Origin of the sequence: Microbacterium sp. As-52 (genome assembly GCF_049949185.1) — a bacterium.
GTDB lineage: Bacteria > Actinomycetota > Actinomycetes > Actinomycetales > Microbacteriaceae > Microbacterium > Microbacterium maritypicum_A.
Genome location: NZ_CP188171.1, coordinates 3,564,914 through 3,589,540, shown reverse-complemented (window position 1 = coordinate 3,589,540; position 24,627 = coordinate 3,564,914). Strand labels below are relative to the sequence as shown.

Sequence of the window (24,627 nt, the reverse complement as noted above, 5' to 3'; positions counted from 1 at the left end):
CGTTCCTTGTCTCTGGGATTTGTTGCGAGCCTTAACCTTAGCCCGCGCTGTCCGGTACGCTCACCGTATGGGGTCAGATCACTACTTCACTGCGGCCCCGGCAAGCCCCGAGAATCTGCGTAAGATCCGCGTATCACTCGCGGGTCGAGAGCTCGAAGTCACCACCGCCGGTGGGGTCTTCAGCCCGGATCGTCTCGACGCCGGCACTGCAGTGCTCCTCGCCAACATGCCCCCGGTACCCCCGGGCGGCGATCTTCTCGACCTCGGCAGCGGTTGGGGTCCGGTGACATTGTCGATGGCCCTGGCCGCTCCCCATGCGACGGTATGGGCCGTCGACGTGAATGAGCGTGCCCTCGATCTGGTGCGTCGCAACGCCGCAGCTCTCGGGCTCACCAATGTCAACGCATCCCTGCCCGACGATGTTCCCGAGCACGTCTCATTCCGCACGATCCGATCGAATCCGCCGATCCGCGTCGGGAAGAACGAACTCCACGGCCTTCTGGAGCGATGGATCCCGCGCCTCGACGAGCGCAGTGATGCCTGGCTGGTCGTGCAGCGCAATCTCGGTGCGGATTCGCTCCAGCGGTGGATCGGATCGACCTTCCAGCCCGGCTACAGCGTCTTCCGCACCGCTACGGGCAAGGGCTATCGCATCCTGAAGGTGCGCAAGCACGGAAACCCGCCGACGGAGCCGATCATTCTCGGATGAGGCCGATGCGGGCCTGCCGAAGCCGACGGTCGGGACCTCAGGCGAGGTCGACCTCACCTTGGAACACGAGCTGAGCCGGCCCGGACAGAGCGACGTGCTCGCCGTCTTCCGCCGGGAACATCCGAACGCCGAGCGTCCCCCCGGGCACCTCGACCTGCCAGTTGCTCGGAGCGTTCTCGCCCGCCCAGTAGCGCACCGCCAGGGCCGTCGCCGCGACACCCGTGCCGCAACTCAGAGTCTCTCCGACCCCGCGCTCATAGACACGCATGCTCACATGTCCGATACCGTCGCGCACGAGCGGTTCGCCGGGTACGACGAACTCGATGTTGGCTCCCGCGGGCAGCAGCGGGTCGAGGCCGGGCGCACGGTGGAGCTCGAGGGAAGCGAGCTCAGCCTCCGACGCGAGCGCCACCACGACGTGCGGATTCCCGACGTCGATTCCGAGACCTGGACGGGTGACAGACAGGCCGTCCACTCGAACGAGCGGGTCGTCCCCGGAGAGCTTCCACCGGCCGAGGTCGACCTGATATCCCGTCGCGCTTCGGGTGACATCGCGCACTCCCGCCCGCGTGCCGATCGGCAATGTCGAGCCGGGTTCGATCGCCGCAAGGCCGGAGCGCACGAGATAGTGGGCGAACACGCGGACGCCGTTCCCGCACATCTCGGCGACCGATCCATCGGCGTTGCGGTAGTCCATGAACCATTCCGCCTGCGGCTCTTCGTCGAGTGCAGCCGCACCGTCGGGAATCGCCGACGACTTCACCACGCGGAGGATTCCGTCTGCACCGATGCCGAAGTGACGATCGCAGAGCACGGCGACCTGCTCGACGGTGAGGTCGAGCTCACCGTCCGGGTCAGCGATGATGATGAAATCGTTGCCCGTGCCGTGCCCCTTGGTGAATGCGACCATGGGTCCAGTCTAGAGATCGTCGCGGACTTCTCCGTCCCGCGCGAGCCGGTACCGACCGCAGAGGAAGTTCCGGTTTCGCGCCACCTCGATCAACTCGAGGTCGAGTCTGCGCGGAAGCAACGGGGCTCCCGAGCCGAGGGTGACGGGTGCGTATTGCACCCACACCTCATCGAGCAGCCCGGCGTCGGCGAACTGACCCGCCAGGTCTCCGCCGCCCACGACCCAGAGGTCCTTCCCACCCGCCGCCTGCGCCATCTCCGCGTGCACCGTGCGGATGTCGGCCTGCGTCAGTCGGACATCGCCCTCCTTCGGGAGGTCGAGTGGACGGTGGGTGAACACCCACGTGGGCTGGGTGTACCCCCAGCGGCCCTCTTCATGGCGCATCACCCACTCGTAGGTGGAGGACCCCATCGCCAGAGCGCCGATGTTCCGCTCGAAACCCGTGTACGCCATCGGTCCGTCTTGGTCGATGTCCTGTGTGAGCAACCAGTCCAATGAGTGCTCCTCGGTGGCGATGAAACCGTCGAGGCTGGAGGCCGTGTAGAAGTGCGTCGTCATCCGGCCAGCTTCGCAGCACCCTCCGACATCGAGATCAGGCGTGGAGAAGCGTCACGGCCCGCACCGGAGCCTCCCACCACTCCAGGTCGGGATACCGCTTGAACCAGGACACCTGGCGTCGCGCATAGCGTCTCGTGAGCGCCTGGGTCTGTGCGATCGCCTCACGCTCCTTGAGGCCGCCGTCGAGCTGCGCCAGGGCCTGCGCGTACCCGATCGCGCGAGGAGCCGTTCCTCCACGCTCGAGCCCGTGCGCACGAAGATCCTCGACTTCGGCGAGGAGGCCGCCCTTCCACATGCGCTCGACTCTGGAATCCAGCCGCTCCACGAGAGAGGGGCGGTCAACATGCAGACCGATGAGACGAGTATGCGGATGCCACAGGACCGGCTTCTCCGGAAGCGAGGCACCGTGCGTCTCGCTCCCCTGCTCGAGAACCTCGAGCGCACGGATGATGCGGCGCGGATTCTGTGGATCGACGCGAGCAGCCGCTTGCGGGTCGAGAGTTCGCAGACGTTCGAGCAGATGCGCGGCCCCTCGGGTCTCGAGCTCTTGTTCGAGACGATCCCGCAGTTCCGGGTCGCGCGGAGGGAATCGGAAGTCGTAGACGACACTCGATACATAGAGACCGGATCCGCCGACGAGGATCGCGTCTCCTCCCCCGCGGTGGATCTCTTCGATCGCCTCACGAGCTTTCGGCTGGTACCACGCGACAGCCGCATCTTCGTCGACGTCGAGTACGTCGAAGAGGTGGTGCGGGATGCCCCGGCGTTCCGTCATCGAGACCTTCGCGGTGCCGACGTCCATCCCGCGATAGAGCTGCATGGCATCGGCGTTCACGACCTCGGCGGGGTTTCCCTCCGCACGCAGCGTCTCGGCCAGCTCGATCGCGAGATCGCTCTTACCGGTGCCGGTCGCCCCGACGATCGCCCAGAGACGTGGCGCTGGCACGTTCCGTCCGGTCACACGCCCACGCGCAGCGTGGGCAGACCGAGCGACACGGCCTTCGGCGCACCGTCGCCGACAGAGGCGGGGACTGCGCACGATTCCGACTGCGATCGATCCCACGCGTCGCCGCCGCGGGTCCGACGGATCTTCAGGGGCGCGCCCGTCGGATCGTCGGCGAGCAGATGGAACGGGGCGCCGTGTGTCACGGTCACGGTGACCACGTCTCCGGGGCGAGGCAGCTCGGACCCCGGGGTCACCTCGAAGTGCACCAACCTGTTGTCTTCGGCGCGTCCCGTGAGGCGGTGTGTCTCGGTATCCTTCTTGCCTTCGCCGGTCGAGACCAGCACGTCGATCTCACGGCCGACCTGCTTCCGGTTCTCCTCCAGCGAGATACGTTCCTGCAGAGCGATCAGGCGGTTGTAGCGGGCCTGCACGATCTCCTTGGGGACCTGATCCTCCATCGTCGCCGCGGGTGTGCCCTCGCGGATCGAGTACTGGAAGGTGAACGCGCTGGAGAAACGCGCCTGCTCGACCACCCGCATCGTGTCCTCGAAGTCGTCTTCGGTCTCACCGGGGAACCCGACGATGATGTCCGTGGTGATGGCGGCATTCGGGATGCGGGCACGAACCCGCTCGAGGATCCCGAGGAAACGCTCACTCCGATAGGAGCGGCGCATCGCCTTGAGGATGCGGTCGCTCCCTGACTGGAGCGGCATGTGCAACTGCGGCATCACGTTCGGCGTCTCGGCCATGGCGTCGATCACGTCATCGGTGAACGCCGCGGGGTGGGGACTCGTGAACCGGATCCGTTCCAGCCCCTCGATGTCGCCGGCCGCGCGCAGGAGCTTGCCGAAGGCCTGACGGTCACCGAACTCGACCCCGTAGGAGTTGACGTTCTGGCCGAGAAGCGTGACCTCGATCGCGCCGTCTTCGACCAGGAGACGGATCTCGTTCAGGATGTCGCCGGGGCGACGATCCTTCTCTTTGCCGCGCAGGCTCGGAACGATGCAGAAGGTGCAGGTGTTGTTGCAGCCGACCGAGATCGAGACCCAGCCGCTGTGCGCCGAGTCGCGCTTGGTCGGCAACGTCGAGGGGAAGACCTCGAGCGACTCGAGAATCTCGAGCTCGGCATCGCCGTTGTGTCGCGCGCGCTCGAGCAGACCCGGCAATGAGCCCATGTTATGCGTGCCGAACACCACGTCGACCCAGGGGGCCTTGTCGAGCACGGCCTGCTTGTCCATCTGTGCCAGGCAGCCGCCGACGGCGATCTGCATGCCTTCCTTGCGACGCTTGACGGAAGCGAGGTGCCCGAGGGTGCCGTACAGCTTGCCTGCCGCGTTGTCGCGGACGGCGCAGGTGTTGATGATCACCACGTCGGCCTCGTCACCGTCGACGGCTCTCACATAGCCGGCGCTCTCCAACGAGCCCGAGAGCCGCTCGGAGTCGTGCACGTTCATCTGGCACCCGAAGGTGCGCACTTCATACGATCGCTGTCGTCCGTCGTCGTCGACGGCTGCCGACGACGCGCCGATGATCGTCGGTTCGCTGCGCGGGATAGTCATGATCTCCCCATTGTACGAGCCGTTGCTGAGCTGTCGCGGCGTCCCGGCATCAGTCCGAGTCGACGAACCGGACCCCGGACGTGGAACCTCCGAAGGAGTTCTCCCGCAGCGCAGCCTTCGCGGCTTTCATCGCCACGGCTCCGTTGTAGCCGCGTCGTGAGAGCTGGCCCACCAGCCGCCGCAGAGCCGTGTCGTGATCGAGCCGACTCATCGACCGCGCCTTGCCGCGAGCGAACTCGAGCGCGCGATCTTCATCGTCGTCCGGCAACTCGTCGAGAGCGCCGTCGATAACATCGCGCGGAATGCCCCGCTGCGCGAGTGCGCGAGACAACGCGACCCGTCCCTGTCCCTTCCGCTCGACGCCCGATGTCACCAGCACGGCAGCGAGGGCGGCGTCGTCGAGATAGCCGCGTCGGGAGAACTCATCGATCACGTCGTCGACGACCCCACCGTCGAGGCCGACGCCTCGCAGGACCTGCCGGGCCTCCGAGATGGACAACGATCGCGCCCGCAGCTTACGGACGAGAGACTCCTCCGCGGCCACACGCACCTCGTCCGACGATGCCTTCTCGTCGGCGCCGGCATCGTCGCTCTCTCCGCCGCCGAGTGCGCGAAGGTGAGGAGCGGACTTCGTCGGGCGCGTCGACGCTGTGGCGGAACTGCCCCTGATCCCCCGCGCGGGATGACGATCGCTGGGAGTACCCGCGTCGGACGCGTCGATGTGCGAGACACTGTCCGGAGGGGCATCCCAGGTCGTGCGCCAGACCGCCGCGTCGCTGGCGCGGGGATCGTCCGTCGACTGGTCGTCGCCTTCCGCCAGGCGAGGCGGCGGCGTGTGCGTTTGCTTCTTCGACCCACCGCCGAAGAGGGGGATGATGGGGGCGATCCGGTCGGGATCGCCCCCACGCGTGTCGTTCATCAGGCCGGACGACGCTCAGCGAGCTCGTCTGCAGCTGCCGGTACCGAAGCGGGGCCGCCGATACCGAGCTTCTGCTTGATCTGCGTCTCGATCGCCAGCGCGATATCGGGGTTGTTCAACAGGAAGGTGCGCGCGTTCTCTTTGCCCTGGCCCAGCTGGTCGCCGTCGTAGGTGTACCACGAGCCCGACTTCTTCACGATGGCGTGCTCGACGCCGAAGTCGATCAGGCTGCCCTCACGGGAGATGCCGACGCCGTAGAGGATGTCGAACTCGGCCTGCTTGAACGGCGGCGCCATCTTGTTCTTGACCACCTTGACCCTGGTGCGGTTTCCGACGGCGTCGGTTCCGTCCTTGAGGGTCTCGATACGACGGATGTCCATGCGGACCGAGGCGTAGAACTTCAGCGCCTTACCACCGGCGGTCGTCTCGGGCGAGCCGAAGAAGACGCCGATCTTCTCGCGAAGCTGGTTGATGAAGATCATCGTCGTGTTGGTCTGGTTCAGGCCACCGGTGAGCTTACGCAGCGCCTGCGACATGAGTCGCGCCTGCAGACCGACGTGCGAGTCGCCCATCTCGCCCTCGATCTCGGCGCGGGGCACGAGCGCCGCCACGGAGTCGATGACGATGAGGTCGATGGCTCCCGAGCGCACGAGCATGTCGGCGATCTCGAGGGCCTGCTCACCGGTGTCGGGCTGCGACACCAGGAGCGCGTCGATGTCGACGCCGAGCTTCGCGGCGTAGTCGGGGTCGAGCGCGTGTTCGGCGTCGATGAACGCGGCGATTCCGCCTGCGCGCTGAGCGTTCGCGATCGCATGCAGGGTGAGGGTCGTCTTACCCGAGGACTCCGGTCCGTAGATCTCGACGATTCGACCACGCGGGAGGCCTCCGACGCCGAGAGCGACGTCGAGGGCGATGGAGCCGGTGGGGATGACCGCCACGGGGGCGCGCTCATCGCTGCCCAGCCGCATGACCGAGCCCTTTCCGAACTGGCGATCGATCTGGGCGAGGGCGGTCTCGAGGGACTTCTCGCGGTCGGCGGGTGATGGCATGATGTGCTCCTTCTGCGCGCGTGATGCCGCCTGTAGGCTGTCGCGGCTCTCCCGGCTGGGAGAAACTCTCCGACAAGGCGTAATGGCTCTTCGGCTTGTTTTCCACCGTAGGAGAGGCCACCGACATCGACGCGGAGAGCTCACATACCGTGCAGAACAGATTCCCTGAACCACTTGTGCAGAAGACTACGCCCGCTTCGAACAGATCTTCGACGACACGCCGTGAATCTCAGGTCGTTTCCCGTAGGCATCGGAGATCGACGAACGACTCAGCGTCCGCGCGGCTCCTGCCGACCGACGCCGTGTCGCCTGTTCTCCGGAACGTCCATCTCGACGCACAACGCCAACCAGATGTCGCGTGGTGGGGTTCCCTCGGCCAGCGCCTCGAGCGCTGTTCGACCGCCGACAGCGCTGAGCGTCAGGTCGTTCACCAGAGAGGACGCGCGCGCCTGAAACTCGGTCTCGACGGCGCGAAGGAACTCACTACGACGCATGGCTTCCCCGACCGGGGATCAGTGCAGCGAAAGCTGAGGTTCGATCGACGCGACGAGGTCGTCGGGAACGACGTCCGGGAAGACCTGGATGCCCTCGAGCACCGAGATGCGGTCTCCGACCTCGCGCATGATCGTCGAAATGGGAACGTCGAGCGCGTCGGCAACGGAAGCGAGGATCTCGCTCGACGCCTCCTTCTGCCCACGCTCGACCTCGCTGAGGTAGCCGAGCGCAACCGACGCCTTGCTTGCGACCTGCCGGAGCGTGCGCCCCTTCTGCAGGCGGAAGTCCCTCAGCACATCGCCGATTTCCTGTCGTACAAGAATCATCGGAACCTCCTCCCCATGTGATCGTTCGAGGTCTCCCCCGATGAGACAGCCAGTCTAGTACCCCTGGCATGCACAGAATCTACCCCTGCACTCTGTGGTTTAAGTGTGAGCACATCAGAGATAACCACCCCGGCGGTCCTGCTATTCCGCCAGCATCGCGCGCAGTTCTTCGAGCGCTGCCGCGACCGTCTGCGCGCGGATCGAGTCGCGATCTCCGAGGAAACGGAAGGCCGTCGTCCTCATCGCCGCCGGCGTCGCCACGCCGATGTGCACCGTGCCGACCGGTTGCCCGTCGGGGGAATCCGGACCGGCGATTCCCGTCGTCGACACCCCGACATCGGCCGGCGAGCCACCGACGCTCACGACACTCCTCACTCCGTCTGCCATCTGCAGCGCGACCTGCGGATGCACCGGCCCGTGCGCGGCGAGAAGATCCGCGTCGACGCCCAACACCGACGCCTTCACCGGCGTCGCGTACGCCACCACCCCGCCGAGCAGCACCGTGGACGCGCCGGGAACCGAGACCAGGTCGGCGCACAGGGCGCCGCCGCTCAGCGACTCCGCGACTCCGAGCGTCCATCCCCGTCGACCCAGCGCCGCAAGGACGGCAGCAGCCGCGTCGCTCACGACTTCCGGCGCGAGCCGCGGACCTGCGCCACGATGTAGTCGATACCGCTCGCGACCGTGAGCACCAGGACGATGAGCATGAGGATGAAGGTGATCAACGTCCATGCGTCGAGACCGACGAAATAGTGCAGCGGAAGCAACGCCCAGCCGAGCGCCACACCTTGGAACGCCGTCTTGATCTTGCCCATCCAGGCCGCAGCGACGACATGCTCGCTGGCGACCATGAGCCGGTGGATTGTGATCCCCCACTCGCGCACGAGGATGAGGGCGACGATCCACCAGCCGACCTCGCCGAGGATGGCGAGTCCGATGAACCCGGCCCCCGTGAGCATCTTGTCGGCGATGGGATCCCAGAGCTTGCCGAAATCGCTGACGATGTCGTACTTGCGCGCGAGGTAGCCGTCGACCCAGTCCGTGGAGATCCCCACGATGAAGATGACCGCGGCCGCCCACCGGAGGCCGGGCTCGGCGAGGCCGTAGGTTCCGCCCAGCAGCAACAGGACGAAGAAGACGACCGCCAGCGGGATGCGCGCGACGGTGATGGCGTTGGGCAGCTGCCGCGGGATGGCCATCAGTCGCGTCCCGTCAGGCCCCAGGCGTCTTCGTCGCCCTCGGCCTCCACCTCGGGAAGCCCCTCATACTGGGCAGCGACCGGATCGTGCGTCTGGGGCAGGGGTGGCACCGGCGGAGCGACAGGGGCGGCGGAAGCGGGCGGCGACGTCGGAACGTCGTCACCGCGCAGCTTCGCCATCACCTGTGGGAGCTGCTCGGCCGTGGCCAGCACGTCGCGCGCCTTGGAGCCCTCGGACGGGCCGACGATCTCACGTGACTCCAGCAGGTCCATGAGGCGACCGGCCTTCGCGAAGCCGACCCGCAGCTTGCGCTGGAGCATCGAGGTCGATCCGAACTGCGACGAGACGATGAGCTCGGCAGCCGCGAGCAGCAGTTCCAGGTCGTCGCCGATGTCCTCGTCGACTTCCTTCTTCTTGGTCGGCTCCATCGCCTCCTGCACGTCGGGACGATAGTCCGGACGAGCCTGGCGGGTGACGTGCTTGACGACCGCGTCGATCTCCTTCTCGTCGACCCACGCGCCCTGCAGACGGAACGGCTTCGACGAGCCCATCGGCGAGAACAGCGCGTCACCCTGACCGATGAGCTTGTCCGCCCCGGGGCTGTCGAGGATGACGCGGCTGTCGGTGACACTGGTGACGGCGAAGGCCAGTCGAGACGGGACGTTCGCCTTGATGAGTCCGGTGACGACGTCGACGCTCGGCCGCTGGGTCGCGAGGACGAGGTGGATGCCGGAGGCTCGCGCGAGCTGCGTGATGCGCACGATCGAGTCCTCCACGTCGCGAGGGGCGACCATCATGAGGTCGGCGAGCTCGTCGACCACGACCAGGAGGTACGGGTACGGCTTCAGAACGCGCTCGCTGCCCACCGGCAGCTCGACCTCCCCGGCGCGCACGGCACGGTTGAAGTCGTCGATATGACGGAAGCCGAAAGACGCGAGGTCGTCGTACCTCATGTCCATCTCCTTCACGACCCACTGCAGCGCTTCGGCCGCCTTCTTGGGGTTCGTGATGATGGGCGTGATCAGGTGCGGGACACCGGCGTAGCTGGTGAGCTCCACGCGCTTCGGGTCGATGAGGACCATGCGCACATCGGCGGGCCGCGCCCGCATCAGCAGGCTGGTGATCATGGAGTTCACGAAGCTCGACTTACCGGAGCCGGTGGAACCTGCCACCAGGAGATGCGGCATCTTCGCGAGGTTCGCGATGACGATGTTGCCGCCGACGTCCTTGCCCACGCCGATCGTCATCGGATGCGTGCTCTTCTGCGCGGCGGGCGAACGCAGCACGTCGCCGAGTGCGACCATCTCCTTGTCGGCGTTGGGAATCTCGATGCCGATCGCGCTCTTGCCCGGGATCGGCGAGAGGATGCGGACGTCGTTCGAGGCGACCGCGTAGGCGAAGTTGTTGCTCAGCTGCAGGATCTTCTCGACCTTGACGCCGTGGCCGACCTCGACCTCGTACTGGGTGACCGTCGGGCCGCGCGAGAAGCCGGTGACCTTCGCATCCACCTTGAACTGAGACAGCACACTGGTGATCTGCTCGATCACCTTGTCGGTGGCCTCGGAGCGCATCACCGGAGGCGGCCCTTCGACCAGAAGACCGGGAGAGGGCAGGATGTACGGCGTCACGGGCGCCTGCGGCCCGCGGTCGCCTGGCCCCTCGGTGCCGAAGCCGTCGAGGCCGGGAAGCTCCGGCACCTCTCCGGTGTCGGAGGAGTCGTCGAGCAGTGCCGTGGTCTGCTGCTCCGCGAGCGAATCGGCGACGGACCTCACGTCGGACAGCACCTCGGTGGCGGCGTCGTACGGGTTCTCGACGACGACGGCCTGATCGTAGGCGGGAGTCGGGTCGGAGGTCGTGAGCAGTGCGGTGATGTCGTCGGAGCCGAGCGTGCCTTCGTCGGGGTCCTCTTCACGGCCGGTCTTGTTGCGCCGCCACCACGGCAGCACGTCGGGATCGTCGACCTTGTCGGTGTCGTCGATCGCCGCGGAGTCTTTGGTCGACTTCTCCGGACGCTCGGCGTCGAACATCCAGGCGTAGAGATCGCCGAGACGGGCGCCGATGCGGTTCGGCGGAGTCTTGGTGAGGATGAGGATGCTGAGCGCCGCCAGCAGCGACAGCACGATGTACGCGGGGATGTCGGTGAGGTAGCTGAGCGGCTGGCCGAGCATCCATCCGAAGAGTCCGCCGGACTCGCTCAGTGCGAGCATGCCCTCCTTGGGCTGAGGGCCGTCGCCCGCGACGTGGCAGAAGCCGGCGAGCGTCAGGACGAACAATCCGAAACCGATTCCGATGCGGCCGTTGTCGTGAACCGACGAGGGGTGGCGGAACAGCCATCCGGCGAGCAGGAGCAGCAGAACGGGCATCACGAATGCGACGCGCCCGATCAGCCCTCCGACCGAATACGCGCTGATGTTCGCAGCGACCTCGTTGCCGATGAAGAACCACTCGTTGACCGCACCGAGCACGGCGAGGAGCACGAGGAGGAAGGGAAAACCGTCGCGACGATCGTCTTTCTCGAGAGTCTCGGGGCCGAACGCGCGGAAGAGTCCGCCGACGCCGTGCGCCAGCCCGACCCAGGCCCGGACGGCGACCGGCGGCGTGTCTGCCTCGTCGATGTACTTCTTGGGAGCGGGCTGCGCCTTGCGGGCGGGCTGGGCCTTGGGAGCCGTCTGCCGCTTGGGGCGCGACGGTGCGCTGGTCGACGCGCTCTCTGTCTTCGTGGTACTCCTGGCCATGCTCTCACGTTACGTCCAACAGCCGACATCTCCGCGTAATGACGCGGCTTTCCATGGATCCGAGGGGCGCGATCACGCCGTGCCGCGAGCCATCGTGTCGCGGGTCGCGCCCTGACTCACCACGGCAAAACCCTCGGCTCGATACAGGTTGCGCGCGAAGTTGTCCCGTTCCACGCTCAGGCTGATCCGGGCATGCCCCTGCGAGCCCGCCAGGTGCACGACGCCGCGCAGCAGCGTCCGCCCGACGCCTCGGGCACGCCAGAGCGGGTGCACACCGATGATCAGCTCCGGGACCGCGACGCCGATGAAACCGAACCCGGGATTGTTCTGCGGGAGCACCCGGTACCAGGCCGCACCCACCGGGGTGCCGTCGTCGCCGGCCGCGACCAGTCCGTCGTCCGCCATGCGCTTCCAGCCCGCGAGGTAACGCCGATGGTCGGGCGACGTCAGCACCTCATGACGGGGACGCACTCCCCCGGCGCGCCAATTGGCGGCCTCGACGAGCATGTCGCCAAGGAACATCGCATCCGTCTGCGCCGCCCTGCGAAGGGAGAAGCCCCTGTACATGACGCGAGCATAGGACGTCGGTGTTACATCGGGATGACGCTCACCCGTGAGTGCGAGACGACTCGCCTGTCGTCATGCCTCGATGACGAGCGGCACGATCATCGGACGGCGACGGAGCCGCTGGTTCACCCAGCGACCGATCGTGCGTCGCACGACCTGCGACAGTGCGTGGGTGTCGCGGACGCCGTTGCCCGACGCCTCCTTGAGCGCAGCGACGATCTTCGGCGTGACGTCGTCGAACACCGAGTCGTCCTCGGCGACACCGCGCGCGTGGATCTCGGGACCGGAGATGATGCGTCCGGTGCCGGCGTCCACGACCACGATCACGGAGATGAAGCCTTCCTCGCCGAGGATGCGGCGATCCTTGAGGTCGGCATCGGTGATCTCTCCGACGGTGGAGCCGTCGACGTAAACGAATCCGAGGTCGAGCTGCCCGGTGACCTTCGCGACGCCGTCCTTGAGGTCGATCACGGTGCCGTTCGAGGCGATGATCGTGTTCTCCTCGGAGATACCGGTGTCCTGCGCGAGCTTGGCATTAGCGATCAGGTGCCGATACTCGCCGTGCACGGGGAGGACGTTCTTCGGCCTCAGGATGTTGTAGCAGTAGATCAGCTCACCGGCGGCGGCGTGCCCGGAGACGTGCACCTTCGCATTCGCCTTGTGCACGACGTTCGCGCCGAGCTTGGTCAGTCCGTCGATGACGCGGTACACGGCGTTCTCGTTGCCGGGGATGAGGCTGGAGGCGAGGATGACGGTGTCACCCTCGCTGATCTCGATCGCGTGGTCCATGTTCGCCATGCGGCTGAGCACGGCCATCGGCTCGCCCTGGGAGCCCGTCGACATGTAGACGATCTGCTCGTCCGGCAGGTCGCGCGCCTTCTTGAAGTCGATCAGCACCCCGTCCGGCACCTTGAGGTAGCCGAGCTGCTCGGCGATGGTCATGTTGCGGACCATGCTGCGGCCGAGGAACGCGACACGGCGGCCGTTGGCGTGCGCGGCGTCGATCACCTGCTGCACGCGGTGGACGTGGCTGGAGAAGCTCGCGACGATGACGCGACGGGGCGCCTTCGCGATCACCTGGTCGAGCACGGGACCGATGGAGCGCTCCGTCGGGGTGAAGCCGGGGACGTCGGCGTTCGTCGAGTCGACGAGGAACAGGTCCACGCCCTCTTCACCGAGGCGGGCGAACGCACGCAGGTCGGTGATCCGACCGTCCAGCGGCAGCTGGTCCATCTTGAAGTCACCGGTGGCGAGCACCATGCCTGCGGGTGTGCGGATGGCGACGGCCAGTGCATCGGGGATCGAGTGGTTGACGGCGACGAACTCGAGGTCGAACGGACCGACCCGCTCCTGCTGCCCCTCTTTCACCGTGAGCGTGAAGGCCTTGATCCGATGCTCTTTGAGCTTCGCCTCGACCAATGCGAGGGTGAGGCCCGAGCCGATCAGGGGGATGTCGCTCTTGAGCCGGAGCAGATACGGAACCGCGCCGATGTGGTCTTCATGACCGTGCGTGAGCACCACGCCGACGATGTCGTCGAGCCGGTCGCGGATGGGCTCGAAGTCGGGAAGGATCAGATCGACACCGGGCTGGTGCTCCTCGGGGAAGAGCACACCACAGTCGACGATCAGGATCTTCCCGTCGTACTCGAACATGGTCATGTTACGACCGATCTCGCCGAGTCCGCCGATCGGAATGACCCGCAGCGTCCCTTCGTCGAGAGCGGTCGGTTCTACCAGGGGAATGGACATGCTGTCTCCTCAGTCGGACACTCCGCGCGTCCGTTCGTTCATGGCGACGCGACTCAGCGCGTCGTGCCGTGCACCTTCGGCAGGGCACCACCCGCAGCCGCGTTGCGGTCGGGTCGGAAGTTCGAGAAATCGGCTCCGGGAACGTTCTGCACGAGGTCGAGCTCATCCTCGATGAGCGCAGCCTCCCATTCCTCGGGACCGACCAGGGGAAGGCGAACGCGCGGGCTCGAGATGCGACCGAGTCCGTGCAGGATGTACTTGGCCGCAACGGTTCCGGGAACATGCGTCATCACCGCGCGGACGAGCGGTTCGAGGCGCTGGTGCTCGGCGGTCGCCGTGGCGAGGTCGCCGGCGTTCACCGCGTCGATTATCGTGCGGTACGGCGCCGCTGCGACGTTCGCCGTCACGCCGATGAGACCGGTCGCGCCGATCGCGAGGTGCGGCAGCACGTTCGCGTCATCGCCGGAGAAGTACATCAGATCGGTCTGGTTCAGCACGCGGCTCACCTCGGAGAAGTCGCCCTTGGCGTCTTTCACGGCGAGGATATTCGGGTGCTTCGCGAGACGCAGGATCGTCTCGTACTTGATCGGCACACCCGTGCGCCCGGGGATGTCATAGAGGATCACGGGGAGATCGGTCGCGTCTGCGACTAGACGGAAGTGCGTGAGGATGCCGGCCTGCGTCGGCTTGTTGTAGTACGGCGTGACGATCATGATGCCGTCGGCGCCGGCCTTCTCGCTGGCTTTGTAGAGCTCGATCGCGTGGGCGGTCTCGTTCGAGCCGCCGCCGGTGATGATCTTGGCGCGGCCTGCGGAGACGGACTTGCCGACCTCGACGAGCTTGAGCTTCTCGGGGTCCGTCAGGGTCGAGGTCTCACCTGTCGTTCCCGTCACGACGATGCCGTCCGCTCCCGCGGTAATCACGTCATCGATGTGCTTCTCGACGGCGGGCCAGTCGACTTCGCCGTCGGCCGTCATCGGAGTGACGAGCGCGACGAGAACCTGTCCGAATGGGTTGCCCGAGTGCGTCATAGACCCAGCGTATCGGTTCGGCTGCCGCTCATGCGGACGCGGTGACGCGCATGACGTCTCCGTTCTACGCTCGAAGCATGACATGGGTCACACGAGACACCGAGACGAAGTACGAGAACGCGTGGATCCGTGTGCGGGAGGACCAGGTCACGGGACCAGCGGGCGCGGACGGCATCTATGGTGTCGTCACCATGCAGCACCCGGCGGTCTTCATCGTCGCCGTGGACGAGGAAGACCGTGTGTGTCTCGTCACGATCGACCGCTACACCGTGGGGACGACCATCGAGGTCCCCGCTGGCGGCAGCGACGGGGAAGACCCCCTGCTCGCGGCGAGACGCGAGCTCCGGGAGGAGACCGGATTCGAAGCCGGTGAGTGGACGGCCCTGGGGGCCATGCACGCTCTGAACGGGATCGCCGAGGCACCCGAACACGTCTTCCTCGCACGCGATCTGCGCCCGGTCGCTGAGGACGACGACGCGAACGGGAGCGACGCCGCCGAGAGCCAGACCGAAGAAGGCATCCAGGCCGTCTCGTGGGTACCTTTCGCGCACGTGCTGCGCATGATCGCCGACGGCGACATCACCGATGGGGAGACCATCGCGGCGATCGCCAAGGCGGGGATCCTGCTCGGCAGGTTCCACTGACCGCTGCCGATCAGATGACCGCTGCCGGTCAGACGCGGCCTCGGCGCGCCACGCGGGAGGTGAGCGTGCTCGGGAGGAGGCGTGTCAGCGCCACGATCACCTTGTACCGGAGCGACGGCACCGAGACCGACCTGCCACGGGCGGCATCGCGCAGGCCGACGCGCACGACGTCCCGCGCGTTCAACCACATGATGCCGGGAACGCCCTCCTGGCCCACCGCGAGCCCCATGCGTTCGTGGAAGGACGTGTGCGTGAACCCGGGGCACAGCGCCGTGACAGAGACGCCGTCGCGCGTGTACTCGGCATTCGCCCAGCGGCTGAATCCGATGAGCCAGGCCTTGCAGGCGGAGTACGTCGACCGGGAGATGACGCCGGCCACGGAAGCCACATTGATGATGCGACCGCCACGACCACGCATGGACTGCAGTGCCGCGTGCATGAGCCGCATCGACGCCTCCACATGTACACGGAGATGACGCACCTCATCGTCGATGTCGTTGTCGGCGAACTGCAGCGGAAGACCGAACCCGGCGTTGTTCACCAAGAGGTCGATGGGGTCCGCCGTGTCGCGCAGGCGCACGGCGACCTTCTCCACGCCGGCCTCATCCGCCAGGTCGGCGGGGATGATCTCGACCGCGACCCCGTATTCGCTCCGCAGTTCGGCGCCCAGCGTCTCCAGCGCGTCCTCTGATCTCGCCACCAGGACGAGGTCGGCACGTCGCCGCGCGAGCTGACGCGCGAACTCGGCGCCCAGTCCGGCGCTGGCTCCGGTGATCAGTGCGGTGGGCATCAGCGCTCGTATCCCAGGAAGCGGTACCGCACTCCCGTGCGCGACGTGAGCCACTCCCCCTCGTCGATGAGGCGCCACCCGGTCTTCGCCGGTGCGTAGGCGTCGCCGGCGACGTCGAGATCGAGCTCGGTGACCTCCAGCCGATCGGCGTCGCCGATCACCTGTCGGAAGATCTCCGCCCCACCGATGATCCAGACCCTGTCGAGTCCGCGAACGGCCTCGGCGACGGTGGATGCACGCCGCGCGCCCTCTTCGGACCAGTCCTGCTGCCGGGTCACCACGATGTTGTCCCGTCCGGAGAGCGGGCGGAATCGCTCGGGCAGCGAGTCCCAGGTCTTGCGCCCCATCACCACGGGAGCGCCGAGGGTGACCTCCTTGAAGTGCGCCAGGTCTTCGGGCACGTGCCAGGGCATGCCACCCTCGGCACCGATGACCCCTCCGTGCGCCTCGGCCCAGATCAACCCGACCCAGGTCATACCGCCACCGCCGCCCTGATCGGCGCGTGGTGCTGATAGTCCTCCACGAGGAAGTCCTCATAGCGGTAGTCGAGAATCGATTCGGGCTTCCGCGCGAAACGCAGCGTCGGGTAGGGGTAGGGCTCACGGCTGAGCTGCTCCCGCACCTGATCGACGTGATTGTCGTAGACGTGGCAGTCTCCGCCCGTCCAGACGAAGTCTCCGGGCTCGAGGCCCACCTGCTGGGCGATCATCATGGTCAGCAAGGCGTAGGAGGCGATGTTGAACGGCACACCGAGGAACATGTCGGCGCTGCGCTGATACAGCTGACACGAGAGCTTGCCGTCGGCGACGTAGAACTGGAACAGCGCGTGACAGGGCGCGAGCGCCATGTCCGGGATGTCGGCCGGGTTCCAGGCAGACACGATGAGCCGACGGGAGTCGGGCGAGCGTCGGATCTGCTCGATCACGTCGGAGAGCTGGTCGATGCTCCCCCCGTCCGGCGTCGGCCACGAACGCCACTGCACCCCGTAGACCGGGCCGAGGTCGCCGGATTCATCGGCCCACTCGTCCCAGATCGTGACCCCGTTCTCGCGGAGCCACCCGACGTTGGAATCACCCTGCAGGAACCAGAGGAGCTCGTACGCGATGGATTTGAAGTGCACGCGCTTGGTGGTGATGAGGGGGAAGCCCTTCGACAGATCGAAGCGGATCTGACGCCCGAAGACGCTCGTCGTCCCCGTCCCGGTGCGATCGGACTTATGCGTGCCGGTCTCCAGGACGTCGCGGAGCAGGTCTTCATAAGGAGTCGGGACGGCTGCGCTCATGACAGCCACGATACCGTCACGCTCGCCTCCTCGGGCGGAACCGCTTCCGCGCGTGGGCCCTCCGTCATCGTCGGAAACATCGACCCGATCCCGCTTCGACACGACATATCCTCGACCCATGTCGCCCGCGCTCGCCCTCGGTATCGCCGCAGCACTCCTCGTGCTCGCGACGGGCATCGGCGTCGTGCTGCGCCGGCGAGACGGACGACGGCGGGACGGCGGTGCTCTCCGCTTCGATCCGGCGGACGCGGTCACCTCGGAGCTCGGGTCCCGCGCGACTCTCGTGCAGTTCAGCACCGAGATGTGCGCGCGGTGCCCACAGGTGAGACGTCTGCTCGGTTCGTATGCCGACGACCACGACGGTCTCGCCCATGTGGAGGTCGATCTGACGCACCGGCCCGATCTCTCCGCGCGCTACAAGGTGCTCCAGACGCCCACGACCTTCGTGGTCGACGGTGCCGGTGCCGTCCGCGCCAGATTCCACGGAGTGCCGACCAGGCACGCCCTCACCGAAGCCCTCACCGCCGTCTGAGCCGGAAGACCGGAGCGCCCCATGAGCACCCCCGCAGGCATCGACCCCCGAGGCCCCCGCTTCGCCGCCGCCATCACCGCGGTCCTGCTGCTGGTGGCGACGTTCCTGGCCCTGATCGGGATCTCGACTCTCCGGGCAGGAATCGCCTCGTTCGGTTGGTTCGCCTACCAGCCCCTCGCCGATGCCACATTCGTTCCGTCCGGGTGGGCGATCTCCTCGGCCCCGCTCCTGCAGCGCGCTCTCGACCCGGGGTTCCTCCTCACGGTCGTCATCGCTCTCCTGTTCCTCTGGGGATTGGTCTCTCCGCAGACGGCCCCCTGGGCCACGCTGTTCCGCTCAGCGATCCGCCCACGCCTCGCCGCTCCGACGGAGCTCGAAGACCCGCGGCCGCCGCGGTTCTCGCAGGGCGTCGGGCTCTTCGTCGTGGGTGTCGGCCTCGTCCTGCACCTCCTGGGTGTTCCGTGGGCGCTGCCGATCGCGACGTCCGCGGCATTCATCGCCGCATTCCTCAACGCCGCCTTCGCCTTCTGCCTGGGCTGCCAGCTCTACCTCCTGCTGCAGCGCGCGGGCGTCGTCGGTCGCGAAGCCACCCCCGCCTGACCGCGGTTCCGCGTCGGCAGGACGCTCGCTAGGCTGACCACGAGTCGACGCTGCGCCCGCAGCTCGAGAACCGGAGGAATCATGCCCGTCACCAGCGAAGCCGCCAGCACCTGGACCGGATCGCTCATGGAGGGATCCGGCACCGTCGCGTTCTCGTCGTCGAACCTCGGCACCTTCCCGATCAACTGGAAGGCCCGCAGCGAAGGCAGCGACACGACGACCACCCCGGAAGAGCTCATCGCCGCCGCGCACGCCTCCTGCTTCAGCATGGCGCTCTCGCACGCGCTCGCCGAGAACGGCACCCCGCCGGAGCGCGTGAACACGACGGCCTCGGTCACCTTCAAGCCCGGCGTCGGCATCACCGGCAGCCACCTCAACGTCAACGCGACGGTCCCGAACCTGACGCCCGAGGCATTCCAGGAGATCGCGAACGGCGCCAAGACCGGTTGCCCGGTGTCGCAGGCGCTCGCCGGAATCGAGATCACCCTCGAGGCCACGCTCGCCTGAGTGCGTCGTCAGGGTCGGCGCGGCGCGAGACGGATGGCCTCGCGAATGCTGGCCCTGGCGTCCTTGCGGCGGCCCGCCGCATCCTGCACCACGCCCAACCGGTAGCGCGCCCGCCAGTCCTCGCCTGCCGCATCCGCTTCGGCCGCGTACCGCGCGATGAGCGGATCCGCGTCAGCGCGGGCGATCCTGCCGCTGGGGGTCAGTTCGGTCTCAACCGGCGGCATCCCGCCTTCCGCATCGAGAAGTCGCCCAAGGCGGTCGGCACCGAATCCGAACATCATCTCGCGGATGAGCGCCCAGGCTCCGATCGGCGCCAGAACGAGGAGCGTGATCCCCATACCGATCGACACGGGTGTGCCGACCGAGATGAACATCACGGCGAGCCAGATCGCCACCGCCAGGTAGACCAGAAGCGCCGCGGCCATCAGCGCGACGCCGATGCGCGACATCACGACCGGATGCCGATGTCGATCATGTGCTCGAGACCCACGAACACACCGGTGGCCTGCACCGCGAACGGCACCGAGAGCCGGATGCCGGGGGCATAGGCGAGCGCCGAATCGATCGTGTCGTGCGTGAACGTGAGCGATTCGCCGGGACCGGAGAGGATGACCTCCTGTTTGGCGACGACACCGGGACGACGCAGCGAGTGGATCGGCACGCTGCCGACCTGCTGCCCGCGGGCGCGCTGGTCGGCGTGCGGTGCGCTGACCGGCCCCTGCTCGGCACGGGCGGCAGCGATCAGTTCCGCGGTGCGCACAGCGGTTCCACTCGGCGAGTCGATCTTGGTCTCACGATGGGCTTCGATGATCTCGGCCGAGCCGAAGAAGGGCGCAGCCGCGGCGGCCAGTGCCGAACCCAGAACGGATCCCAGCGAGAAGTTGGGGATGAACACCGCGCCGGTGCCCGCCGCCTCGACGAGAGGGCGCACTAGAGCGATGCGCTCAGCCGACCAGCCGGAGGTCGCGACCAGCACGTTGATGCCGCGCTCCACGGCGGCGCGCACGACGTCGATGCTGACCTGCGGCGTCGACGCGTCGACCACGAGGTCGGCGCCGTCGAGTTCGGACAGATCACTGGATGAGGTCAGCACCCGGCTCACCTCGAAGCCCTCGAGCTCGTCGATCACCGCACCGATGATCGTGCCGAGCTTCCCGGTTCCGCCGACGAGTGCTACCTGCGTGGTCATGCGTCCAGTCTATTTCGCGGGTGACGCCGTCCGGCCCGGGGCGCGCGGGGCCGGACGCACCATCTTGCGCCTGCGCAGGTGGCTCAGACCAGGAGCGCGTCGGGGATCCCGGTCCGCAGCTCCACCGGAAGGTGGCCGGTGTCGTTGTGCGTGAGCAGCGTCCATGGTCGCCCCTGCTTCTGCGCGATCACCGTCAGACCGCAGTGCGACTGGTTGAGGGTCATCCACCGCCACTCGGGGGCGGAGAGCACCTCCCGGACGAACCAAGAGATCACGAAGTTGTGGGTGATGAGCACCTCGTGCACATCGCCGGTCTTGCGCACCAGGAACTCGTTCACGGCATCCGACATCTGCGCCCGCCCCGCCTCGATCTCCGCCTCGGTGACGGATCCGAAGAACGGCTCGAACACCGAGGGAGTCTCCTCGGTCATCCCCGTGGGAACGCAATCGAAGAGCAGAGCGGTCGGCTCGGGGTCGACCGACGGAAGGCGCGCCGCGATCGCCCGCGCCGTCTCGTTCGCGCGCAGCAACGGTGAATGCCAGACGGCATCGAGAGGAAGCCCCGACAGACGGTCGGCGATCAGTTCCGCCTGACGCTGGCCTCTCGGAGAGAGGGGTCCGTCGGCGAGACCATGCTCGGCATCCTGATGTTCACCGTGTCTGACCAGATATATGTAGTGCGTCACAACTCGCTCGCTTCATCGCCAGCATCCGCCGGGCCTCCCTTCCACCCTATGTCACGGGTGAAGGGATACTCAGTTTCCCGCCCGGGTGAGCTCGGCGACCTGGCTGCGCGAAAGCGAGACGCCCGCTCCCTGCATGAGCTCATCGACGTGATCGCTGGCGAAGGCGTTGACGATCGGCGCGGCGACCGTGCGCTGGGCGAGCAACCAAGCCACGGACACCGCCGCGACCGGAGCGCTCACCTCGTCGGCGACCTGATCGAGAGCGCGCAGGATCTTGATGCCCCGGCGGTTGAGATGCCCTCGCAGCTGCTCGCCCCGCACGCCGCGCGAGGTGAGCGCCTTGCTGCGGTGGCGCCCGGAGAGAAAGCCGTGCTCGAGCGCGTGCGATGGCGTGACCGCGAGGTTCTGCGCACCCGCGACGAGCCGGAGATCACCCTCGAACGGCTGACGACGGACGAGGTTGTACGGCGCATCGATCACCTTGATGCGCGGGTAGCCGGCCGACGCAAGGATGCGCGCCTCGACGAGTCGCTCCGGCGCGAACCCGAACGCACCGAGCGCACCGATCTTTCCGGCCTCCATCAACCATTCGACGGTCGCCAACGTGTCTTCGAGGTTCGTGGTCGCATCGAGGGTGGCGTCGAGGTAGACGACATCGATGCGATCCACGTCGAGACGCGTCAGGGACCCCTCCACCGCGCGGACGAGATTGACCGAGCCCAGACCGGGGTTGTCGGCGTGGGCCCCGATGCGCACACTCACGATGCTGCGGTCGCGCTGGCCGCGTGAACGCAGCCACTGCCCGATGATGTGCTCGCTGCGACCCCCGGAGAAGCCGTCAGCCGTGTGGATCGCGTTTCCGCCGAACTCCACGTAGCGGTCGAGGATGCCGTGGCTGGTCTCGAGGTCGACGTTCCAGCCGAACTCCGCAGCTCCCAGCATCAACGGGAACGTCTCGTAGCCGGTCTCGCCGAGAGCGGTTCGGATCGTCTCCCCTATCCCTGGCCCGACGATCGGGATGGGCGCAGAGGGATGCTCGGCGATGCCCTGCTGGGCACGTTCCTCAGACGCTCCTGCGCCTACGCTGAACAACCGCATACTCTCTCACCCCCGCGTCGATCGGTGCGTGCCGACCTGCGTACCTGCTCGATCTGCACCCCCCGGTGCGTACTTCGAGGGTAAGCGAATTCAGCGAACGTCCTGACCAATCCGGGGAACGGCGCGGAAACGCCCGATAACGATTTGGTCACACCGTGACAGCGCAGAACCCGGGCCCCTCCCTGACGGAGAGACCCGGGTTCCGTTGGAACGCTGCGCTTACTCGGCTGCAGCGTCCTCGGCGGGTGCTGCGTCAGCGGCAGGAGCGTCGTCCAGGACGGGCTCGAGCGAGAGCTTGCCGCGGTCGTCGATCTTCGTGATCTTCACGAGGATCTTCTGGCCGACCGAGAGCACGTCGTCGACGTTCTCGACCCGCTTGCCACCGGCGAGCTTGCGCACCTCGGTGACGTGCAGGAGGCCATCCTTGCCCGGGAGCAGCGAGACGAACGCACCGAAGGTGGCGATCTTCACGACGGTGCCGAGGAACTGCTCCCCGACCTCCGGGTTCGTGGGGTTAGCGATCGCGTTGACCTGGGCGCGGGCGGCCTCGGCCGAGGGGCCGTCGGTCGCGCCGATGTAGACGGTGCCGTCCTCCTCGATGGAGATCTGCGCACCGGTCTCGTCCTGGATCGCGTTGATCGTCTTGCCCTTCGGGCCGATCAGCTCGCCGATCTTGTCGACCGGGATCTGCACGCTGATGACGCGAGGCGCGGTGGGCGCCATCTCGTCCGGAGCGTCGATCGCGGCGTTCAGGACGTTGAGGATCGTCAGACGAGCCTCACGGGCCTGGGTCAGCGCGCCGGCGAGCACAGACGACGGGATGCCGTCGAGCTTCGTGTCGAGCTGGATCGCCGTGACGAACTCGCTGGTACCGGCGACCTTGAAGTCCATGTCACCGAGAGCGTCTTCCGCACCCAGGATGTCGGTCAGAGCCGCGTAGCGGGTCTCGCCGTCGACCTCGTCGGAGACGAGGCCCATCGCGATGCCGGCGACGGGGGCGCGCAGCGGCACACCCGCGTTCAGCAGCGACAGGGTCGACGCGCAGACCGAGCCCATCGAGGTGGAGCCGTTGGAGCTCAGCGCCTCGGAGACCTGACGGATCGCGTACGGGAACTCCTCGCGGCTCGGCAGCACCGGCACGAGGGCGCGCTCGGCCAGGAAGCCGTGCCCGATCTCGCGACGCTTCGGCGAACCGACACGGCCGGTCTCACCGGTCGAGTAGGGCGGGAAGTTGTAGTGGTGCATGTAGCGCTTGCTCGTCACAGGCGACAGCGAGTCGATCTGCTGCTCCATCTTGAGCATGTTCAGCGTGGTGACACCGAGGATCTGGGTCTCGCCGCGCTGGAAGATCGCGGAGCCGTGCACGCGCGGGATGACCTGCACCTCGGCGTCGAGCGGACGAATGTCCGCCAGACCACGACCGTCGATGCGGGCGCCCTCGGTGAGGATGCGTCCGCGCACGATCTTCTTCGTGACGGACTTGTACGCGGCGGAGAACTCGAGCGGCGCCGCGGCCGGGAGCGAACCCGCCTCGGTGGCCTCGATCAGCTCTGCCTTGACGCGGTCCTTGATCGCATCGTCAGCGGTCTGACGCTCGACCTTGTCCGCGATCTGGTACACGTCGCTGAGTTCGGCGAATGCGCGCTCCGAGACGAAGCTGTAGACCTCGTCGCTGTACGCGGGGAAGACCGGGTACACGCCCGGCTCCTTCGAGGCGGTCGCTGCGAGTTCAGCCTGAGCCTTGACGAGCTGCGCGATGAAGGGCTTCGAGGCCTCGAGGCCCTGGGCCACGACATCCTCGTTCGGCTTGGTGGCGCCGGCCTTGATCAGGTTCCAGCTGTGCTCGGTGGCCTCGGCCTCGACCATCATGATGGCGACGTCTTCCGTGCCATCGGCCTTGGTCACGACGCGACCGGCGACGATCAGGTCGAACACGGCCTCCGAGACCTGCTCGGCGGTCGGGAACGCGACCCACTGGTCGGCGTGCTCGCCCTGGCCGGGGATGAACGCGAGACGCACACCGGCGACGGGACCCGAGAACGGCAGACCCGAGATCTGCGTCGACGCGGAAGCGGCGTTGATCGCGAGAGCGTCGTAGAACTCGCCCGGTGCGATCGACAGGACGGTGATGACGATCTGGACCTCGTTGCGCAGGCCGTCGACGAACGACGGACGCAGCGGGCGGTCGATCAGACGGCAGACCAGGATCGCCTCGGTGGAGGGGCGGCCCTCGCGACGGAAGAACGAACCGGGGATCTTGCCGGCAGCGTAGGAACGCTCCTCGACATCGACCGTCAGCGGGAAGAAGTCGAAGCCCTCGCGCGGGTGCTTGCCTGCGCTGGTGGCCGAGAGGAGCATGGTCTCGCCGTCGAGGTACGCGGCGACGGCGCCCTGAGCCTGCTGCGCGAGGCGGCCGGTCTCGAAGCGGATGGTGCGGGTGCCGAAGCGGCCGTTGTCGAGAACGGCCTCGGTGGCGGTGATTTCAGGACCTTCCAAGAGGTCTCTCCTTCTTTGTTTAGACTCGCGAATCCATGTGACGCGCGAGCG

At 67.1% G+C, this 24,627-nt stretch carries 27 protein-coding genes; 5 read left to right on the top strand and 22 right to left on the bottom strand.

The annotated features are described in order from the left end of the window. Positions 1 to 67: 67 nt before the first annotated feature. On the top strand, positions 68 to 709 hold the full coding sequence (locus ACLFA2_RS17315) for a class I SAM-dependent methyltransferase (protein ID WP_021198644.1): 642 nt from the start codon (positions 68 to 70) through the stop codon (positions 707 to 709). Positions 710 to 746: 37 nt separating this feature from the next. On the opposite strand, the gene dapF is transcribed toward ACLFA2_RS17315, so the two are convergent. The 14 genes from dapF to dapA all read right to left on the bottom strand — a co-directional run bounded on the left by dapF (position 747) and on the right by dapA (position 14,752). Beyond that, positions 747 to 1,619 (bottom strand): diaminopimelate epimerase, encoded by an 873-nt coding sequence (dapF, locus tag ACLFA2_RS17310; RefSeq protein ID WP_029265520.1) that lies wholly within the window; start codon positions 1,617 to 1,619, stop codon positions 747 to 749. A gap of 9 nt (positions 1,620 to 1,628) precedes the next feature. Then, positions 1,629 to 2,177 (bottom strand): dihydrofolate reductase family protein, encoded by a 549-nt coding sequence (locus tag ACLFA2_RS17305; RefSeq protein ID WP_021198642.1) that lies wholly within the window; start codon positions 2,175 to 2,177, stop codon positions 1,629 to 1,631. A 34-nt stretch (positions 2,178 to 2,211) separates the two neighbouring features. After that, complete coding sequence (gene miaA, locus ACLFA2_RS17300; protein ID WP_426621705.1) at positions 2,212 to 3,123, bottom strand: tRNA (adenosine(37)-N6)-dimethylallyltransferase MiaA; 912 nt, start codon at positions 3,121 to 3,123, stop codon at positions 2,212 to 2,214. An 11-nt stretch (positions 3,124 to 3,134) separates the two neighbouring features. Then, positions 3,135 to 4,682, bottom strand: a complete 1,548-nt coding sequence (miaB, locus tag ACLFA2_RS17295) for a tRNA (N6-isopentenyl adenosine(37)-C2)-methylthiotransferase MiaB (protein WP_021198640.1) — start codon at positions 4,680 to 4,682, stop codon at positions 3,135 to 3,137. Positions 4,683 to 4,731: 49 nt separating this feature from the next. Next, entirely contained in the window at positions 4,732 to 5,601 is an 870-nt protein-coding gene (locus ACLFA2_RS17290; RefSeq protein ID WP_426621704.1) for a regulatory protein RecX, read from the bottom strand. Further along, the gene (recA, locus tag ACLFA2_RS17285) at positions 5,601 to 6,650 is read right to left on the bottom strand and encodes a recombinase RecA (RefSeq protein ID WP_021198638.1); all 1,050 of its coding nucleotides are present in this window, start codon (positions 6,648 to 6,650) and stop codon (positions 5,601 to 5,603) included. The genes ACLFA2_RS17290 and recA overlap by 1 nt, the downstream gene beginning before the upstream one ends. 269 nt (positions 6,651 to 6,919) lie before the next feature. Further along, positions 6,920 to 7,144 (bottom strand): DUF3046 domain-containing protein, encoded by a 225-nt coding sequence (locus ACLFA2_RS17280; RefSeq protein WP_021198637.1) that lies wholly within the window; start codon positions 7,142 to 7,144, stop codon positions 6,920 to 6,922. 18 nt (positions 7,145 to 7,162) lie between these two features. Beyond that, complete coding sequence (locus ACLFA2_RS17275) at positions 7,163 to 7,471, bottom strand: helix-turn-helix domain-containing protein (protein ID WP_017830901.1); 309 nt, start codon at positions 7,469 to 7,471, stop codon at positions 7,163 to 7,165. A gap of 141 nt (positions 7,472 to 7,612) precedes the next feature. Further along, positions 7,613 to 8,098: a CinA family protein gene (locus ACLFA2_RS17270; RefSeq protein WP_021198636.1), complete on the bottom strand. Its 486-nt coding sequence runs from the start codon at positions 8,096 to 8,098 to the stop codon at positions 7,613 to 7,615. Beyond that, entirely contained in the window at positions 8,095 to 8,670 is a 576-nt protein-coding gene (gene pgsA / locus ACLFA2_RS17265) for a CDP-diacylglycerol--glycerol-3-phosphate 3-phosphatidyltransferase (protein ID WP_021198635.1), read from the bottom strand. Before pgsA ends, ACLFA2_RS17270 begins: the two co-directional genes overlap by 4 nt. Beyond that, positions 8,670 to 11,405: a DNA translocase FtsK gene (locus ACLFA2_RS17260; RefSeq protein WP_426621703.1), complete on the bottom strand. Its 2,736-nt coding sequence runs from the start codon at positions 11,403 to 11,405 to the stop codon at positions 8,670 to 8,672. Before ACLFA2_RS17260 ends, pgsA begins: the two co-directional genes overlap by 1 nt. Positions 11,406 to 11,477: 72 nt before the next feature. Beyond that, on the bottom strand, positions 11,478 to 11,972 hold the full coding sequence (locus ACLFA2_RS17255; protein WP_426621702.1) for a GNAT family N-acetyltransferase: 495 nt from the start codon (positions 11,970 to 11,972) through the stop codon (positions 11,478 to 11,480). A 72-nt stretch (positions 11,973 to 12,044) separates the two neighbouring features. Further along, positions 12,045 to 13,721 carry a ribonuclease J gene (locus ACLFA2_RS17250; RefSeq protein WP_021198632.1) on the bottom strand — a complete coding sequence of 559 codons (1,677 nt, stop codon included), beginning with the start codon at positions 13,719 to 13,721 and terminating at the stop codon, positions 12,045 to 12,047. Between the two features lie 53 nt (positions 13,722 to 13,774). Further along, entirely contained in the window at positions 13,775 to 14,752 is a 978-nt protein-coding gene (gene dapA, locus ACLFA2_RS17245; RefSeq protein WP_021198631.1) for a 4-hydroxy-tetrahydrodipicolinate synthase, read from the bottom strand. 77 nt (positions 14,753 to 14,829) lie between these two features. On the opposite strand from dapA, the gene ACLFA2_RS17240 reads away from it, so the two are divergent. Beyond that, on the top strand, positions 14,830 to 15,396 hold the full coding sequence (locus ACLFA2_RS17240) for an NUDIX domain-containing protein (protein ID WP_021198630.1): 567 nt from the start codon (positions 14,830 to 14,832) through the stop codon (positions 15,394 to 15,396). Positions 15,397 to 15,424: 28 nt separating this feature from the next. On the opposite strand, the gene ACLFA2_RS17235 is transcribed toward ACLFA2_RS17240, so the two are convergent. Genes ACLFA2_RS17235 through ACLFA2_RS17225 form a run of 3 tightly spaced genes read right to left on the bottom strand, consistent with a single transcriptional unit; the run spans position 15,425 to position 17,468 of the window. Continuing rightward, a complete protein-coding gene (locus ACLFA2_RS17235; protein ID WP_167254302.1) occupies positions 15,425 to 16,186 on the bottom strand; it encodes an SDR family NAD(P)-dependent oxidoreductase in 762 nt (253 codons plus the stop codon). Further along, complete coding sequence (locus ACLFA2_RS17230; protein WP_021198628.1) at positions 16,186 to 16,662, bottom strand: dihydrofolate reductase; 477 nt, start codon at positions 16,660 to 16,662, stop codon at positions 16,186 to 16,188. Before ACLFA2_RS17230 ends, ACLFA2_RS17235 begins: the two co-directional genes overlap by 1 nt. After that, positions 16,659 to 17,468, bottom strand: a complete 810-nt coding sequence (locus ACLFA2_RS17225) for a thymidylate synthase (RefSeq protein ID WP_029259014.1) — start codon at positions 17,466 to 17,468, stop codon at positions 16,659 to 16,661. The genes ACLFA2_RS17230 and ACLFA2_RS17225 overlap by 4 nt, the downstream gene beginning before the upstream one ends. A 118-nt stretch (positions 17,469 to 17,586) precedes the next feature. Here ACLFA2_RS17225 and ACLFA2_RS17220 point away from each other — a divergent pair, with 118 nt between their 5' ends. The 3 genes from ACLFA2_RS17220 (at position 17,587) to ACLFA2_RS17210 (ending at position 19,107) form a co-directional block, all read left to right on the top strand. Continuing rightward, positions 17,587 to 18,000: a thioredoxin family protein gene (locus ACLFA2_RS17220; protein WP_021198626.1), complete on the top strand. Its 414-nt coding sequence runs from the start codon at positions 17,587 to 17,589 to the stop codon at positions 17,998 to 18,000. A gap of 21 nt (positions 18,001 to 18,021) precedes the next feature. Then, a complete protein-coding gene (locus ACLFA2_RS17215; protein ID WP_167254304.1) occupies positions 18,022 to 18,600 on the top strand; it encodes a DUF4395 family protein in 579 nt (192 codons plus the stop codon). Positions 18,601 to 18,681: 81 nt separating this feature from the next. After that, on the top strand, positions 18,682 to 19,107 hold the full coding sequence (locus ACLFA2_RS17210; RefSeq protein ID WP_021198624.1) for an OsmC family peroxiredoxin: 426 nt from the start codon (positions 18,682 to 18,684) through the stop codon (positions 19,105 to 19,107). An 8-nt stretch (positions 19,108 to 19,115) separates the two neighbouring features. Here the strand turns inward: ACLFA2_RS17210 and ACLFA2_RS17205 are convergent, their stop codons facing one another. The 5 genes from ACLFA2_RS17205 to ACLFA2_RS17185 form a co-directional block, all read right to left on the bottom strand. Then, complete coding sequence (locus ACLFA2_RS17205; RefSeq protein WP_021198623.1) at positions 19,116 to 19,556, bottom strand: hypothetical protein; 441 nt, start codon at positions 19,554 to 19,556, stop codon at positions 19,116 to 19,118. Further along, positions 19,556 to 20,296, bottom strand: coding sequence for a 4-hydroxy-tetrahydrodipicolinate reductase (gene dapB, locus ACLFA2_RS17200; RefSeq protein ID WP_021198622.1), 741 nt, complete (start codon positions 20,294 to 20,296; stop codon positions 19,556 to 19,558). Before dapB ends, ACLFA2_RS17205 begins: the two co-directional genes overlap by 1 nt. A gap of 83 nt (positions 20,297 to 20,379) precedes the next feature. Further along, positions 20,380 to 20,982, bottom strand: coding sequence for a histidine phosphatase family protein (locus ACLFA2_RS17195; protein WP_021198621.1), 603 nt, complete (start codon positions 20,980 to 20,982; stop codon positions 20,380 to 20,382). A 69-nt stretch (positions 20,983 to 21,051) separates the two neighbouring features. After that, positions 21,052 to 22,080 carry an aldo/keto reductase gene (locus ACLFA2_RS17190; RefSeq protein WP_021198620.1) on the bottom strand — a complete coding sequence of 343 codons (1,029 nt, stop codon included), beginning with the start codon at positions 22,078 to 22,080 and terminating at the stop codon, positions 21,052 to 21,054. Between the two features lie 219 nt (positions 22,081 to 22,299). Continuing rightward, on the bottom strand, positions 22,300 to 24,576 hold the full coding sequence (locus ACLFA2_RS17185; RefSeq protein ID WP_021198619.1) for a polyribonucleotide nucleotidyltransferase: 2,277 nt from the start codon (positions 24,574 to 24,576) through the stop codon (positions 22,300 to 22,302). Positions 24,577 to 24,627 lie beyond the last annotated feature (51 nt).